The 14,753-nt window shown below is 64.3% G+C and carries 8 protein-coding genes; 5 read left to right on the top strand and 3 right to left on the bottom strand.

What is annotated here, in order from left to right; translation table 11 throughout:
• Nucleotide 1 precedes the first annotated feature (1 nt).
• Complete coding sequence (locus H9L13_RS04360) at nt 2-3,076, top strand: CHAT domain-containing protein (RefSeq protein WP_235091176.1); 3,075 nt, start codon at nt 2-4, stop codon at nt 3,074-3,076.
• A gap of 51 nt (nt 3,077-3,127) precedes the next feature.
• Here the strand turns inward: H9L13_RS04360 and H9L13_RS04355 are convergent, their stop codons facing one another.
• Nucleotides 3,128-3,355: a hypothetical protein gene (locus H9L13_RS04355; RefSeq protein WP_187539341.1), complete on the bottom strand. Its 228-nt coding sequence runs from the start codon at nt 3,353-3,355 to the stop codon at nt 3,128-3,130.
• A 244-nt stretch (nt 3,356-3,599) separates the two neighbouring features.
• Between H9L13_RS04355 and H9L13_RS04350 the strand changes: the two genes are divergently transcribed.
• From H9L13_RS04350 to H9L13_RS04335, 4 genes are read left to right on the top strand one after another with little or no spacing between them, the layout of a single operon-like run.
• The gene (locus H9L13_RS04350; RefSeq protein ID WP_187539339.1) at nt 3,600-5,168 is read left to right on the top strand and encodes a hypothetical protein; all 1,569 of its coding nucleotides are present in this window, start codon (nt 3,600-3,602) and stop codon (nt 5,166-5,168) included.
• A 44-nt stretch (nt 5,169-5,212) separates the two neighbouring features.
• Nucleotides 5,213-8,335 (top strand): WD40 repeat domain-containing protein, encoded by a 3,123-nt coding sequence (locus H9L13_RS04345; protein WP_187539337.1) that lies wholly within the window; start codon nt 5,213-5,215, stop codon nt 8,333-8,335.
• A gap of 51 nt (nt 8,336-8,386) precedes the next feature.
• Complete coding sequence (locus H9L13_RS04340) at nt 8,387-9,400, top strand: PrsW family glutamic-type intramembrane protease (protein WP_223176480.1); 1,014 nt, start codon at nt 8,387-8,389, stop codon at nt 9,398-9,400.
• 8 nt (nt 9,401-9,408) lie between these two features.
• A complete protein-coding gene (locus H9L13_RS04335) occupies nt 9,409-11,640 on the top strand; it encodes a TIR domain-containing protein (protein ID WP_187539333.1) in 2,232 nt (743 codons plus the stop codon).
• Here the strand turns inward: H9L13_RS04335 and H9L13_RS04330 are convergent.
• Both H9L13_RS04330 and H9L13_RS04325 read right to left on the bottom strand, forming a co-directional pair.
• Complete coding sequence (locus tag H9L13_RS04330) at nt 11,637-11,849, bottom strand: TonB-dependent receptor (RefSeq protein ID WP_187539332.1); 213 nt, start codon at nt 11,847-11,849, stop codon at nt 11,637-11,639. The two genes, H9L13_RS04335 and H9L13_RS04330, sit on opposite strands and share 4 nt — an antisense overlap.
• 146 nt (nt 11,850-11,995) lie before the next feature.
• Nucleotides 11,996-14,671 (bottom strand): TonB-dependent receptor domain-containing protein, encoded by a 2,676-nt coding sequence (locus tag H9L13_RS04325; protein ID WP_187539330.1) that lies wholly within the window; start codon nt 14,669-14,671, stop codon nt 11,996-11,998.
• Nucleotides 14,672-14,753: the final 82 nt, after the last annotated feature.

Below are 14,753 nucleotides of genomic sequence, written 5' to 3'. Positions count from 1 at the left end.
CATGCGCACGACCGTCATCGCATTCGCCGCCGCCGTCGCTGCCCTCGTAGGATCGGCCCCGGCGTCCTTGGGCGCGCAATCGCTTAGCGTGCGGGACAGCTTCCGCGTCGGAAGCGGCGGCACGATCTTCTGCACGGCGCAAAGCCTTGCCACGGACGCCGGCCTCACCGACATGTTCGACACCGGCTACGCCCTGACCTGCAAGGACGCGGCGATGCCGGTCGGCAAGCTGTACAAGCTTCGCGGTGTCAACCAGGCGGCGGCTCGGCTTGCCGGCGTTCGCGCCGACCAGGCGACCTGCTCGGCGCCGTCGCAGGGGTCGGTCGCCGGCCTGGGACCGGTTCAGCAAATCGAATGCAAGTTGAAGGAGGCGGATGTCGGATATCGCGTGTATCAGCTGACACGCGGCAAGCTGTTCTACAGCGTCGAAGGTTTGGCAGGCTACGACAGCGCGCTTCAGCTTGCGCTCCGCAGCCTGGTTGCCGATCGTGCGATCAAGGGTGAGATTTCGATCGCGACGACGGGTGCCGGCGATCCGTCGGCCTTTGCCCGGGTCCAGGCGGGCACGCTCGACCCGTCGCGAGCCCTTGCGGAAGCCTACCGCCGCAACAACAGCGGCAGCTACGCCGAGGCGGCCGAATTTTTCGCAGCGGTCAGCGGGGCTGGCGATGCGCCGCTGAGCAAGGCAGAAGGCCTTGCCAACGAAGCGCTGCAAAAATCGAACCTGGGTCGCTATGCAGAGGCCGACGCATTGTTCGCGCGCGCTGCCGAAGCCGTGGGCACCGATCCAATCGTCGTTCGCCGGTTGCGCAACTATCGCGCGATGCACTTGCTCAACCAAAACCGGGCGAAAGACGCACTGGCGGAGCTCGACAAACCCTTGCCTCGCGGGTCCGAAATTGCCGGCCTCGCCGAGACTCGGGCGCTCGAAATCGACTCACCGACCGCGCGCCGGCTGAACGCAGATTCGAAGCTGGGCCAGCAACTCGGCGAGAGTTCCGACGAGCTTCTGCCCGAGGAGAAAGCCGAAATCCTCGACGGACAGGCGGCGCAGCTCCGCGGCACCGCGCTGCGTCTTACCGGCGACGTCGCGCAGGCGACCGAATCCCTGCGGCGCGCCGACGGCAAGCTGCAGGCGGTGCGCGGTGGCAAGGTTGTTTCGATCATCTGGATGCGCGCGCAAATCCTCGGCGATCTTGCCGCGATTGCTGAAAGCGGGGGCAATGCTGCCGAAGCCGAGCAAATGTATCGTCAGGGCGTTGCGCTGCTGGAAGGAAGCTATCCCGATTCGGCTGCCCTCCTGAACGCTCGGGCGCGGTTCGCCGGCTATCTCGCACGGTCCGGGCAAGTCGCACCGGCCGAAGCGATGTTCCGCGAAATCGTCCATTCGCAGCCGGACACCAGCAACCTGCCGCCGTCGTTCGCGCAGGTCCTTCGACCCTATGTCGACATTCTGCTCGCCAAGAACGACCCGGCCGCGACCGCCGAAATCTTTGCGACGACGCAGTTGATGGTGCGTCCCGGCCTCGCGCAGACGCAGGCGATCCTGGCTCGGGAGTTGAGCGGCGGCACATCGGAGGCCTCACGCCTCTTCCGGCAGTCGGTCACGTTGACTCGCCAACTCGAGCGCGCCCGCGTCGAGCTGGCGCGGCTCGAAAGCAACGCGCAGCCTGCTCCGGAGGAACTCGCCCGGATGCGCGTCCTCCGCGCATCTGTCCGCGAGGCCAAGCGGCAACAAACGGCGAGCCAGGCCGCGCTCGCCAGCTTCCCGCGCTACCGTGCCGTCGCCGGCGATATCATCACTCTTTCCGACTTGCAGAAGAGCATGCGCAAGGGCGAGGCCTATTATCGCATGACGATCGTCGGCGATCACGCCTACGCCTTCCTCGTCAGCGCGAACTCCGCGCGCGCCGTCAAGCTTGAGATCACGGGCAAGCAGCTCGACGAGCAAGTCAACGCTTTGCGCGAGACAATCTCCACAATCGATAACGGCCAGCGCGTGACCTACGCCTTCGACGTGGGCCTGTCGCACCAGCTTTACGGCCAGCTTTTCCGTCCGTTTGAAGGCGACCTCGCCGGCGTCCAGCATCTGGTGTTCGAGCCCGACGGGGCGATGCTCAAGCTGCCCGCCAACCTGCTCGTCATGGATCAGGCGTCGGTCGACATGTACGCCAAGCGCGCCGCGGCCGGTGGGGATGCGGAATTCGATTTTCGCGGGATCAAATGGTTCGGCCGCGACCGCGACATCAGCACCTCGGTTTCGCCGCGCGCCTTTGCGGATCTGCGCGCCGCGCCGGCGGCGGCGGGGTCGAAGCTCTATCTCGGACTTGGCGAGAACACCCCCCCGGCGAGCGGCGCGGTACCCATTCCGGCAGCCGCCGACCGCGACTGCATCTTGCCTTTGTCGTCATGGGCAACGCCGATCTCCGCCAAGGAATTGCAGACGGCGGGGGCGATCTTCTCCACCGTCGATCCCAACGGCGTGCAGATCGTGACGCGCGATCAGTTCACCGACACCGGCATCGAAGCGCGCGATGACCTGGATGAATATCGCATCGTCCACTTTGCAACCCACGGCGTCGTCACAGCTCGAGCGCCGAAATGTGCTGCGCAGCCCGCCCTGCTGACCAGCTTCGGCGGCAGCGGATCTGACGGCCTGCTGACGTTTCGGGAAATCTTCGACCTCGACCTCGATGCCGACTTGGTGATCCTCTCGGCCTGCGACACTGCTGGCACAGCGAGTGCGGCCGCGACTCAGTCGGTTGGCCTTGCGCGTGGCGGCGACATGGCGCTCGACGGGCTGGTGCGCGCTTTCGTTGGTGCTGGGGGCCGCCTTGTGGTCGCCAGTCACTGGCCGGTGCCGGACGACTTCAACGCGACGCAGCGGCTCATGACGGGGCTATTCTCGGCGCCGCCCGGGACGGGGACCGTCCATGCGCTGCGTATGTCGCAGCAGCAGTTGATGGACGACGCCAATACGTCTCACCCATTCTACTGGTCGGCGTTTGCCGCGGTCGGCGACGGGGAAATTCCGGTGATCCGCGCGAAGCCACAGCAGATCGCGCAGGCCAATTGATCGAAGGTCAGCGGCTCGCGTCGGCCGTCTGGCCCGCACAACGGCACGACGTCACCCGCGCAGCGCGCTTCTTGGGGCGGTCGCTGCCTGCGGCGTGTCGCCCGTTTGCTGGACCGCCGGGACGGCGACGCGTTCGGCGGAGGCCAGCACGACCTCAGCCGGACGGTTTTCGGGCTGCCTTTCCTGGCCGCCTTGCGGCTGAGCAGGCTGGGCCGAAACAGGGGCGGTCAGACCAAGCGCCATTGCGCCCATGAGCAGGTAGCGAACAGACATTGCCATGCCCTCCATCGAGAACATGGCCGATTAACCCTCGCAGCCTTTCCATTTGGCTCTCGGCAATGGTTAAAGGGCGGAAGCCATACATTCGTCGCAAATGCAGCTAAGTCATTGACGAAGCTTGCCAGTACGCCCGCGGGGGTAATCGAAAATCGTTTCGTCGCAGCGTGATTCCGTTGACTCTGCGTTAACCCGGAGCAACAATCTGGCGCCCTTTTTTTTGGAAAGGGCATTTTAGGGGGTATCCATGGCCACCGCACACGCACAGAAAAACAAGATGTATTTAATGACCGCCGGCGTCCTCGCCGTCGGGGTCGCCGCTTATGGCTTGGGGCGGGTTTATCCGCCGCTCGGGCCCAGTGCCGGGACGATTGCGCCCGCCGACCGCTATGTGAACGCACAGGTCGGCGCGGGCGATGTCCAGCTTGGCGATACATCGGTCGCCGAACTGATGCAGACCGACGCATTCGAACTGATGGTCAAGGACGCGAACTTCCGCGCCTTTGCCGCCAGTCCGGCCTTCCAGGCGCTTGCCGCCAATCCTTCGGCAATGGCTGCGCTGATGGCTAATCCAAAGGCTTTCGCAGCGCTCGCGGCCAATCCGCAGGCCTTCGCCGGCGTTGCGCAGGCCGCGCAAGCCGCGGCTGCGCTGGCGCCTCGCGCCCAGCAGGCCAACGCCGCCTTGATGGGCGTAGTCGCCGCGCATCCGCAGGCCATGCTGGCGATGGCCGCGCATCCGCAGGCATTCGCGTCGATCGCCAATAATGCGGCGGCGTTCAGTCAATTTGCTGCCAACCCAAGCGCATTCCAGAACGCTGCGGCCAATGCCGCCGCAAATTCGGCGATGCAGGCCAATGCCGCAGCCTTCCAGAAGATGGCGGCGGACGCGACGGCAATGAACGCGCTCCGGGCCGACCCGGGCGTCTTCAACGCCATGTCGGCCAGCGCCAAGGCGCTCCAGGCCGCAGCGGGTCAACCGCAGGCCTTCGCCGCTGCTGTGCAGAGCGCAGCGAATGCGGCGCAGCAGATGCGGCAGGCAGGCATCGCAAATAATGCGATGCAGGCCTTTGCCGCCAACCCGCACGCATTTGCGGCACTCCTGTCGCAGCCGCGCGCGATGAACGCCGTTGCCTCGCACGCCAAGGCCTTCGCTGCGCTCGCGGCGCATCCGCAGGCGATGGCGGCGATGTTCGCCAATGCGCAATCGTTCGGCCAGTTCGCGGGCAACCCGAACGCCTTCCAGAATGCGGCGGCCAATGCCGCTGCAAACTCGGCTGCGAATGCGGCGATGAAGGCCAATGCCGCGGCGTTCAGCAAGCTCGCTGCGGATGCGGCGGCGATGAACGCGCTGAAGGCCGATCCGCGGGCATTCGCCTCGATGGCCAACAACGCCGTTGCCTTCGGCGGTGTCGCGGCCAATGCGCAGGCGATGAACGCTGCGATGATGTCGGCGATCAGCAGCAATGCGGCGGCCTTCGCCAATGCGGCGAACGCGGCCCAGCTCGCTTCGGCGGCGCGCGCGTTGCAGGCCGCGCAGGCGCAGTCGGTCGCAGCGTCCGCCGCAGCTTCGGGACGGCTCAATGCCGCCGCGGCGCAAGCGGTCTTGGCCAATCCGCAAGCCTTCTCGGCGATGCTGGCCAATCCGCAGGCGTTTGCGGCGATGGCGAGCCGGCCGCAGGCGGTGGCCGCGCTGGCCGCGAACCAGCGCGCGATGGCGGCTTTGGCCGCGCAGCCGAACTTCGCCGCCTTGCTTGCCAATCCGGCGATGCATGCAGCCATCCGGCAAGCAGGTGTGGCGCAGGGGGCCGCCAGTTAGTCTAACTGCGTAAGGGGGCGTATTTTGGGGGTATGGCGTTGAAGATGCGTCGGCTTGCGTGCAGCTCGCTGGCGTATCTTCTCGTCATGTCTCCCAGCGCCCTTGCCGCCCAGACGCAGGCGGGACAGGATCCACCGCCGCCGCCACCGGCGGATATCACGACGGTGGTCGAACAGCCCGACGCGGTGCCGCCGCCACCGGCGGATCCGCCGCCGGCCGATCCGGTCGCACAGCCCGAACCCAAGCCCAATTCGCCCGAACAGACAGGGCCGGAATCGGTGCCGCCGGATGCCTCGGGCTTCCAATTGTCGACGCTGGAAACGAAAAACTTGTCGCTCCTCTATGTCGACCCGGTCCAGACCTATCTGACGCCCTATCTCGGCAGGTCGATCGAGAATGCCCTGATCTTCCACAAGAAGATGCTGAAGTGGGAGCCGTGGGACCGTACGACGGTGCTCCTCAAGGACTTCTCGGACTACGGCAATGCGGCCGCCCTCGCCTCACCAAGCAACATGATGTTGTTCGACGTCGCGCCGCTGTCGCTGTCGATGGAGACCTTTTCCCCAGGCGAGCGCTTCTTCACGCTGACCAACCACGAGCTTGCCCATGTCGCGACGATTGACGTTTGGAACAAGCGCGATGCTTTCTGGCGGCGTTTCCTGGGCGGCAAGCCCAATCCGCTGCAGAAACATCCGGAATCGATCCTCTACAACTTCCTTGCCAACCCGCGGAACCTCGCCCCGCGCTGGTACATGGAAGGCAGCGCGGTCTTCTTCGAAACCTGGATGGCGGGCGGCCTGGGGCGCGCCCAGGGCGGCTATGACGAAATGGTGTGGCGCGCCAAGATGCGCGACAATGCCCGGGTCTATTCGCCGCTCGGCTTGGAAAGCGAAGGCACGTCGGTCGACTTCCAGGTTGGCGCCAACAGCTACCTCTACGGCACGCGCTTCTTTTCCTATCTTGCGCTGACCTACGGGCCCGAACGAACGGTCGAGTGGCTCCGCCGGTCGGAAGGCAGCAAGGGCTTCTATGCATCAAACTTCGCGCATGTGTTCGGCAAGCCGCTCGACACCGCGTGGGACGATTGGCTGGCGCACGAACGCAAGTTCCAGGCCGAAAATTTGGCGCAGATCGCGCAATTTCCGCTGACTGAGCCGAGGCATCTCAGCCCCCGGGGGCTGGGCTCGATGTCGCGCGGCTTCGTCGATGACAAAACCAACAGCCTGATTGCCGCCTTCCGCTATCCCGGTCGCATCGGCTTCATCGGGCGAATGGACCTTGCGACGGGCAAGCTGACCCCGCTCGCCGACCTTGAAGGCATGATGCTCTACAAGGTGACCAGCGTCGCCTTCGATGCCGACAGCCGGACCGCCTTCTACACCAACCAGAATTACGCCTTCCGCGAACTGCTCGCGATCGACGTCGATACAGGCAAGAAGCGCCAGCTGCTCAAGGACGCGCGGATCGGCGACTTGGCGTTCAACCGGGCCGACAAGAGCTTGTGGGGCATTCGGCACCAGAATGGCTTCGTCACGCTGGTGCGCATTCCTGCGCCATATACCGAGTTCAACCAGATCAAGACGTTCCGCTACGGGGAGCTGCTTTTCGATCTCGACGTGTCGCCCGATGGCGAGCTCATTTCCGCGTCGTACGGCGGCGTGGAGGGCAAGCAGTCGGTCAAGGTCTGGCGCCGCGCCGACTTGGAGCAGGGCAATGCCGACGACCCGGTGACAACCCTCGCGCTCGAACCGTCGATCCCGGAGAATTTCACCTTCACGCCTGACGGCAAGTCGCTGCTCGGCAACAGCTATTACACTGGCGTGTCGAACGTCTTCCGGCTCGACATCGCGACCGGAAAATATGACGTCTTGAGCAACGCTGCGACTGGCTTTTTCCGACCCCAGCTGCGGCCCGACGGCAATCTGCTGGTCTACGATTACACGGGCGAAGGCTTCAATCCGTCGATCATTGTGCCGGAGGTGAAGCAGGATCTCGCCAGCGTTCGCTTTTTCGGCACCGAAGTGGTCAAGGCGCACCCCGAGCTGAAGTCATGGGGCGTCGGCTCTCCGGCCAAGATTCCCCTCGACGAACTGATCACACAGCGTGGGACCTATGTCCCCACCAAGCGCATGCGCTTCGATGCGCATTACCCGATCGTCTCCGGCTACAACCAGTCACCGGCCTTCGGCTATTATGTCCACCTCGCCGATCCGATGCAGTTCAGCCAGCTGAGCGCCACGGTGGCTTACTCGCCGTTCAAGAAGGTGCGCGGCGGTGAACGCTTCCACGCCAATGTCGAATATCAAACGCCGACGTGGAAGCTTAACTACTGGCACAACCTCGCCGACGTCTACGACCTCGCCGGCCCGGTGCTGCGCAGCCGCAAGGGTGACGCGTTCATCGTCAGCTATTCCAAGCCGGTCATCTACGATCCGCCGCGACAGCTCGACGTGTTCGGGTCGGCCGCTGCTTATTTCGGCCTCGACCAGCTACCCAGCGCGCAGAACGTACTCAGCCCCAAGAACCTGCGCTCGGCGGAGTTCGGCGTGCGCTACACCGACACCACCAAGGCGCTTGGCGGGGTCGATCATGAAAAGGGTTGGGCAGGCCGCATCGTCGCCGGCGCCGACCAGGCGCAGGGCAACGTCTTTCCCAAGCTTTACGGCGGACTCGACCTTGGCACCGCGCTGCCGTGGGGCAACAGCTCGGCATGGCTCTACGCGCACGCGGGCCTTGCCGGCGGCAAGCGCTCGAGCCCGCTCGCCGCTTATTATTTCGGCGCCTTCCGCAACAACTATGTCGATGACCGCAGCGAGAAGCGCTACCGCGAAATGGAAAGCTTCCCGGGCTTCAAGATCAACGAAGTCACCGCGCGCAGCTTCGCGCGGCTGACGGGCGAGGTGAACCTGCCGCCGATCCGCTTCGCCGAAGTCGGCACCGCCGCTTTTTATTTGTCCTACATCCGCCCCGCGATTTTCGCCGGCGGCATGCTCACCAAGGATCCCGAAGGCGATGGCCACAACTATCGCAACATCGGCGCGCAGTTTGATCTCAACTTCACCGTGGCCATGCGCCTGCCGATGATCTTCTCCGTCGGCGTCGCGCGCGGCTATGCCGACGGCGACTTGTCGAAGACGGAATGGCTCGCTTCGCTAAAGATCCTGTGATCTAATCGCGTCATGTTCGCGCTAGAGGTCTCCCATTGGGCGCTGGCCCTGGTGCCCGTCCTCATCCTCCTCGCGATCTTCGTCAGCTTTGACGCGTTCAAGCTGATGAGCCTCAGGGAAATCCTGCTCCTTCTGTTTCTAGGGGCATTGGCGGCTGTCGCATCTTATCCGGTGAGCGGCCGCTTGCTCGACACGCTGCCGATCGGCTTTTCCAATTACAGCCGCTTCTACGCGCCGTGGATCGAGGAATTCATCAAGGGCGCCGTCATCGTAACGCTGTTCCGTTTCAACCGCATCGGCTTCAAGCTGGACGCGGTGCTGTCGGGCTTCGCCGTTGGCGCGGGCTTCTCGGTGCTCGAGAATATGATCTACCTCGTCCGCTTGTCCGAATTCGGCGCCAGCACCTGGCTTGTGCGCGGGCTCGGGACCGCCGTCATGCATGGAACGACGCTCGCCATTCTGGCCGCCACGGCGCACGAACTTGCCGAGCGCGAGACGCGTGAGGCGGCGGGCGAATTCAACTTCAACCTGCTGTGGTTCGTGCCCGGCTATCTCGCAGCCGGCGGCCTGCACATGCTGTTCAATCAATTTCCCGATCAGCCGCTGCTCGCAATGCTCGGCGCAGCGATGTTCGCGCCCCTGGCCGTGGTTGCCATCTTCACGTTCGGCACGGCCGAGGCGCACAGCTGGCTGGAAAAAGAGAAGAAGCAGCATCAGACCGAATATCAGGCGCTTCACGACGGCGGCTGGCCGCCATCATCGGCGGGCCAACGCGTCGCCACCTTCGCCCGCTCGCTCCAGCCCCCATTCGATGCCCAGGTACGGCGCTATTGGGAAGTGCTGGCGTGGCTGGTCGTGCAGGCCGAGGAGACCTTGCTGGAAGAAGCCGCCGGCGACGCCGCTTTCGACCGCGCCGCCATCGATGCGGCCTTTGCCGAGCTCGCCGCGCTTCAAGCCTCGCTCGGCGACGACATTTTCGGCGCGGTGAAGCGCATGCTGCCTTTCAGCCGCAACGACTATTGGGAGCTGCGCGAGCTCAAGCAGCGCATTGCGAAGGAGGAGTAGCCCGCGTCATGGGCGACGTCTTCATCTCCTATGCGCGCGCCGACCAAGCGGTCGCCCGAAAAGTCGCAAAGGCGTTGACCGACAAGGGGTATAGCGTTTGGTGGGATGCCGATCTCCCGGCGCACAAGGCCTACAGCGAAATTATCGAGCAGCATTTGCGCGACGCCAAGGCGGTCGTCGTGCTGTGGTCGACCGCGGCGGCGGCCTCACAATGGGTCCGGGCAGAGGCTGATTACGCCCGCAATAACAATAAGCTTGCCCAGGCGCAGGTCGACGGCAACATGCCTCCCCTGCCCTTCAATCAGATCCAGTGCGCCGACCTCAGGGGTTGGCACGGCAGCACCCGGCATGCCGGCTGGGCCAAACTTTTGGGAAGCGTCGACGCGCTGGTTTCCGGAGAGGAGCAAGCGGCATCGATACCGCCCAATTTCGGCTGGCGCGACCGGTTCAATACGCGTTGGCTCGCCGCTGCGGCTGTCGTCTTTCTGGTTGCGGCCGTGGTTGGGTTCTTTCTGTTGCGTAACGGGGATGACGAGAAACGGCCGGTTCTTGCAGTGCTTCCTTTTGAAAGCCTGGATCAGCGCGATGCCAGCTTGGTCTCGGGGATCTGGGAGGACACGCGCCAGGCCCTCGGCCGCAACCCGCAACTCCTTGTGCTGGGGCCCAACACCGCCGAGGAAATTGCCGAAAAAGGCGGTGAGACGGCGAGGAAGCTGGCCGACTACCTTGTCGAGGCGAGTGTGCGCTCGGTTGGTGACCGTGTCCGCGTCAACGCCAATTTGGTCCGCACCGAAGACGGCGCCGAAGTGTGGAACAAGTCCTTCGATCGCAAACTCGACGACGTCTTCGCCCTGCAGTCCGAGATCGCCGGGGAAATCGAAGGCCACATCCGCGGCCGGCTGGCGGAGCGCGGCGGAATCAAGCCCGAGAACATTGCCACTTCGGGCGAAGTCTACGCCCTTTACAGCGACGCCCGCGCCAAGATCCGCAGGCGCGAGATGGGCACGTACGACGAGGCGAAACGCCAGCTTGAGCAGGTCGTGCGCATGGACCCGAACTTCGCCCCCGGCTGGGCGACCCTGGCGGTCAGCAAGGCTTTTGGAAGCGTGGTGTCGTCCGACAAGGGAAGCGCCGAAGCCAATGCGCGCCGGGCGATCGCACTTGCGCCCAATCTCGCCGCTGGTCACGCCGCGCTCGGATTCATCCTGCAGAAGGGGCCGGTTGCGCAGGCAGCCCTGCGCCGGGCGCTTGCGCTCGATCCCAACGACTACGAAGCGATCAATTGGCTCGCCAACAGCCTCGACAACAGCACGCAGGCCGCGGAGAAATTGCGGCTCTATTCAAGGGTCGCGGAGATCGAGCCGTTATGGTGGCCGGCGATCCTCAACAAGTTCAATTTGCTGCGCGACACCGGCGACATCAAGGCGATGGAAGGGGAGCTGGCGCGGGTGCGCGCGCAGGGCGACCCCACCATGACGGCCGCGATCGAGGCTTATCATCTGGAAAACCTGGGCGACCTTTCCGGAGCGATTACGGTCAGCCTGAATCGTTATCGCCAAGCCACGCCGCAGCAACGACGCCTCATCGGCGGCTTCCTCTGGGGAGCATTGATGAAGCTGGGTTTGTACGACGCGGCCGACAAGATTCAGGAACCAGCCACCGAATTCGTCCCGTATTTGCGACGCAACGATCCCAAGGCCCTCGAGATGATCGAGGCGCGCATGGGGCCAAGGCAATATTGGAGCTTCCAGATGCTGCCGATCATCGGCACCCGGGTTTATATCTACAATCATCGCGAGGCCAAGGTCGTCGAGCTCTATCGCGCCGTGGCGAAATCGCCGGAGGAGTTCGAAGGGCAAGTAAGCTCGGGCCACTTCCTCGATGTCGCGCCGAGCCTCGCGATCGCGCTTCAGCGCTCAGGTGACCCCGCCGAGGCCGAACGCCTGCTCGACTTGGCGCTGGCGCGAGCGACCGAACAAAACGGATCGACGATGGCCGGAAAGGTCCAGCTTGCTCGCATTCACGCCGCAAGAGGCAACGCAAACGAAGCCGTCAAATTGCTCGGCGATGCCGTGCGCCGGAACTGGCTGCCCGAACTGCCGATGCTGCCAATGGACCTCGCCGAAGATCCCGCGCTGGCCGAGCTCAAGTCCAATCCGCGGTTCGAGGCGATCCGCCAGCAGATCCTCGGCCATATCCGCAAGGAGCGGGCCGAGCTCGGACCGATCCGGCTGGACTAGGGCCGCGTCAACTTTGCGCTGAGCGTGACGAAGAAACGGCGGCCAAGAACGTCGTAGAGTGAAGGCTGCGTGTTCGCCTGGATCTGATCGGCGCCCAGCAACGAAGGCCTCCGTTTGGTCAGATTGTTGACGCCCAGCGTGAAATCGAAGCGGCCCTTGATCGCAAAGGTCGCGGCGGCGTCGAAATAATGGCGCGATTCGAGCTTCACTGCACGCGCGGGATATCGGTGGGAGTCGTGAAGCCAAGCTTTTCGCGCGCTTCGAACCGCCCGTTGCGCATCGACGAGAAATAGCGGTGACGGAGCGACAGGGTCAGCGGACTCTTGGCCCAGGCCAGGCGATTGAACAGCCGCCACTAGGGCGCCGCGGAACCGGCGTCGGTGCCGCCGCAGACGCCGCCGAAGTCGCCGGCGCATTCGAACGGAGCGATCTCGGGATTGGGCCGAATCGTGGATGACAGCAACCGCGTGCCCGAAAGGTTCAAGGACAGGTCGCCGGTCAGCAGCGGGACTCGGTAGGCCGCTTGCCAGTCAACCCCACGCGTCGTGATTCGCGCCAGGTTCGCAGTCGGCAGATCGATTGAAATGATCTCGCCGCTCTGGTCGCGCTCGAACGCCCGGCACAGCGGATCGGCGGGATCGCCGCCGCCGAAAATGCAACCGAAAACGGTCGATTGGGCGCCGCCCCCGAAGATGCCGATCGCGTCGCGGATGCGGATATCGTAATAGTCGGCGGTGATCGTCAGATTGCGGAACGGGCGCGCGACCACGCCGAGCGTCAGGGTTCTGGCGGCCTCCGGCTTGAGGTTGGTTGAACCCCGCGTATTCTCAAGCGGGAAGAAGTCGCGCACGCCAAGCGGCAGGTCGACAGCGCCGTTGCGCGCGCAAGCGGCCGCAAAATCGGGATTGGCGATCAATTCGTTGGCGGGCGCGCATGGATCGCGGACTCCGCCGAACGCCGAGCTTTCTTCCTCGAACAACTCGCGCACGTTAGGCGCGCGGACGGCTTTCTGCATCCCGCCGCGAAAGCGCAGCGCGGCAAACGGCGACCAATAGGCCATTGCCTTCCAGGTCCAGACGTTGCCGACGATATTGTAGTGCGACACACGGAAGCCCGGTTCCAGAGCGAGTTCGCGCGCAAACGGCCTGTCGCTGAGCAACGGGACGAGGGCCTCGCCGAACAGCTCGACCACGCGCGTCCGTCCAGCCGACCCGACCGAAGGCTGAAACCCCAGGTTGTCGCCGTCGGACAAGGTCCGGTCGGGTTGGTAAGCGAACGACGTCTGGCGCCAGTGACCGCCGACGGCAATGCGCAGGTCGCCGGCGGGCAATTGTGCTGCGGATCCGCGCACCACGCCCTCCACGATCTTCTCTTTGACGCGCGTATTTTCAAATGGATTGGCGCGGATGAAGTCGGCGGCCGCAGCGCCGATCTCTTGGACGCCAAAGATATTGACCGGTACGCATCCGTTGCTGGGGTCGATGCAAGTCACGCCATCGCGCGTGAGCAACGCCTGCTGCAGGCGACGCGCCGATGCGCTGTTCACCAGCGGCTTTGCATGCTCGACATCGCTCGAGCTGAAATAGAAATCGTAATCGAACGGCCCATTCGAAAGCTTCCCGCGCGCGCCCACCAGGATTCGATACGCGCGGCGTTCATTGACCGTCTGCCGCGGCCCAAGCCCAGTCAGTCGGGACCGAAACTGGCCGGGTAGCTGGACGATTCCGTCGGCATCCCCCGTGTAGGCAGGATTGACCGTGAAGCCTGCCGCATTGCTGCCGAGGAAGCCCCGGCGGCCCTGCGCATCCACGCCGAAGCTGGTATTCAGCGCCTGCCGCGCCTGCGCGGACAAGAATGGGTTGTCCAGGTTGATGCGCACCCGCGGCACGGTGCCGCCGCCTGTGCCCAAGGCAGCGGCCGCGGGCGCCAGCTGTTGCGGACTTTTCGTTTGGATGACGCTGAGCTCGGTGTAGGGCTCGAAATGGTCGGTAAGCCGCACCCGTCCCAAGATGTTGGCGCTATAGCGGCGAAGCGGGACCTGCAGATAATTGTCGGCCGCGAAATTATAGGCGTCGGTGTCATTGTTGTATCGCGCGATGCCGCCTGCTTGCGTAAACCTTGCGCGCGGAATCGCGATCAATTGATTGCCGCTCCCGGGTAGGAACGTGTTGCCGCCGCCCTGGATTAACCCTTCGGGAATGAAGGTGCTGCCACCCGCGATATAGCCAAGTTCTTCGTCCGGATCGTCGCACGTCAGGTCCGGATTGGGCGCGGGCGTGCTGGCGCCCGTTTCGCCCTCTGTCCCCGGAATGACGCATCCGTCGCCAAGCGCGTCACGCGTATAGGCGCGTGCGGCTTGGGTGAGCGGCTGTTGATCCAGCATCCCGACGGAGACAAGCAGGTTTCCCCGGCCCCGGAAGATGTCGAGCCCGTAGCTGAGATCAGCGCTGCTGACGCGACCGTCGCCGCGTTCGGTAAGATTGTTGCGCGCATCGATGTGCAGGCCGCGAAGGTTTTGCCTGAGGACAAAATTGATCACGCCGGTAACGGCATCCGACCCATAAACCGCCGAGGCGCCGCCCGTGACGATATCCACGCGGTCGATCAGCGAGGCGGGGATGGTGTTTACGTCAACCTCCGGGATGTTGCCCGCATCATTCGCGATCCACCGCCGCCCGTTGACCAGGACCAGCGTCCGCACGCTCCCCAGACCGCGAAGGTCGAGCGTCGCGGCACCCGTGCCGGGATTGTTCGACGTGGAAGTGTAGCTCGGCGCAATCTGCGGAAGTTGGTTAAGCGTCTGCTCGACATTCGCGACGCCGGTCAGCGTAAAGTCCTCAGGCCGGACGGATTCGACCGGACTTGCGCTTCGGCGATTGGGAGTCTGGATCCGGGTGCCGGTAATGACGATCGCCGCTTGCGATGAATCCGCCAGCGTGTCGGGCGGCGCGTTGGATGGCCTCGGCTGCGCAAAGGCAACGACCGAGCAGCTGAAGCCAACCACAAGAGCCAAAGACCGGATCGCCGCCATTCGACCCCGCTCACGCCGCCACCGGCTTGACCCATATCAGCAAATTGGGTTTGCGGCATCATCGATAGCGCCGAGTTGACGA

It is taken from the genome of Sphingomonas lutea, assembly GCF_014396785.1.
Lineage (GTDB): Bacteria > Pseudomonadota > Alphaproteobacteria > Sphingomonadales > Sphingomonadaceae > Sphingomicrobium > Sphingomicrobium luteum.
This window is presented reverse-complemented; position numbering and strand designations above follow the sequence as displayed.

Excerpts from the sequence above, each read along its gene's own strand:
- H9L13_RS04335 (WP_187539333.1), top strand. The coding sequence starts at position 9,409 with ATGGGCGACGTCTTCATCTCCTATGCGCGCGCCGACCAAGCGGTCGCC.
- H9L13_RS04350 (WP_187539339.1), top strand. The coding sequence starts at position 3,600 with ATGGCCACCGCACACGCACAGAAAAACAAGATGTATTTAATGACCGCC.
- H9L13_RS04360 (WP_235091176.1), top strand. The coding sequence starts at position 2 with ATGCGCACGACCGTCATCGCATTCGCCGCCGCCGTCGCTGCCCTCGTA.
- H9L13_RS04355 (WP_187539341.1), bottom strand. The coding sequence starts at position 3,355 with ATGGCAATGTCTGTTCGCTACCTGCTCATGGGCGCAATGGCGCTTGGT.
- H9L13_RS04325 (WP_187539330.1), bottom strand. The coding sequence starts at position 14,671 with ATGGCGGCGATCCGGTCTTTGGCTCTTGTGGTTGGCTTCAGCTGCTCG.
- H9L13_RS04345 (WP_187539337.1), top strand. The coding sequence starts at position 5,213 with ATGCGTCGGCTTGCGTGCAGCTCGCTGGCGTATCTTCTCGTCATGTCT.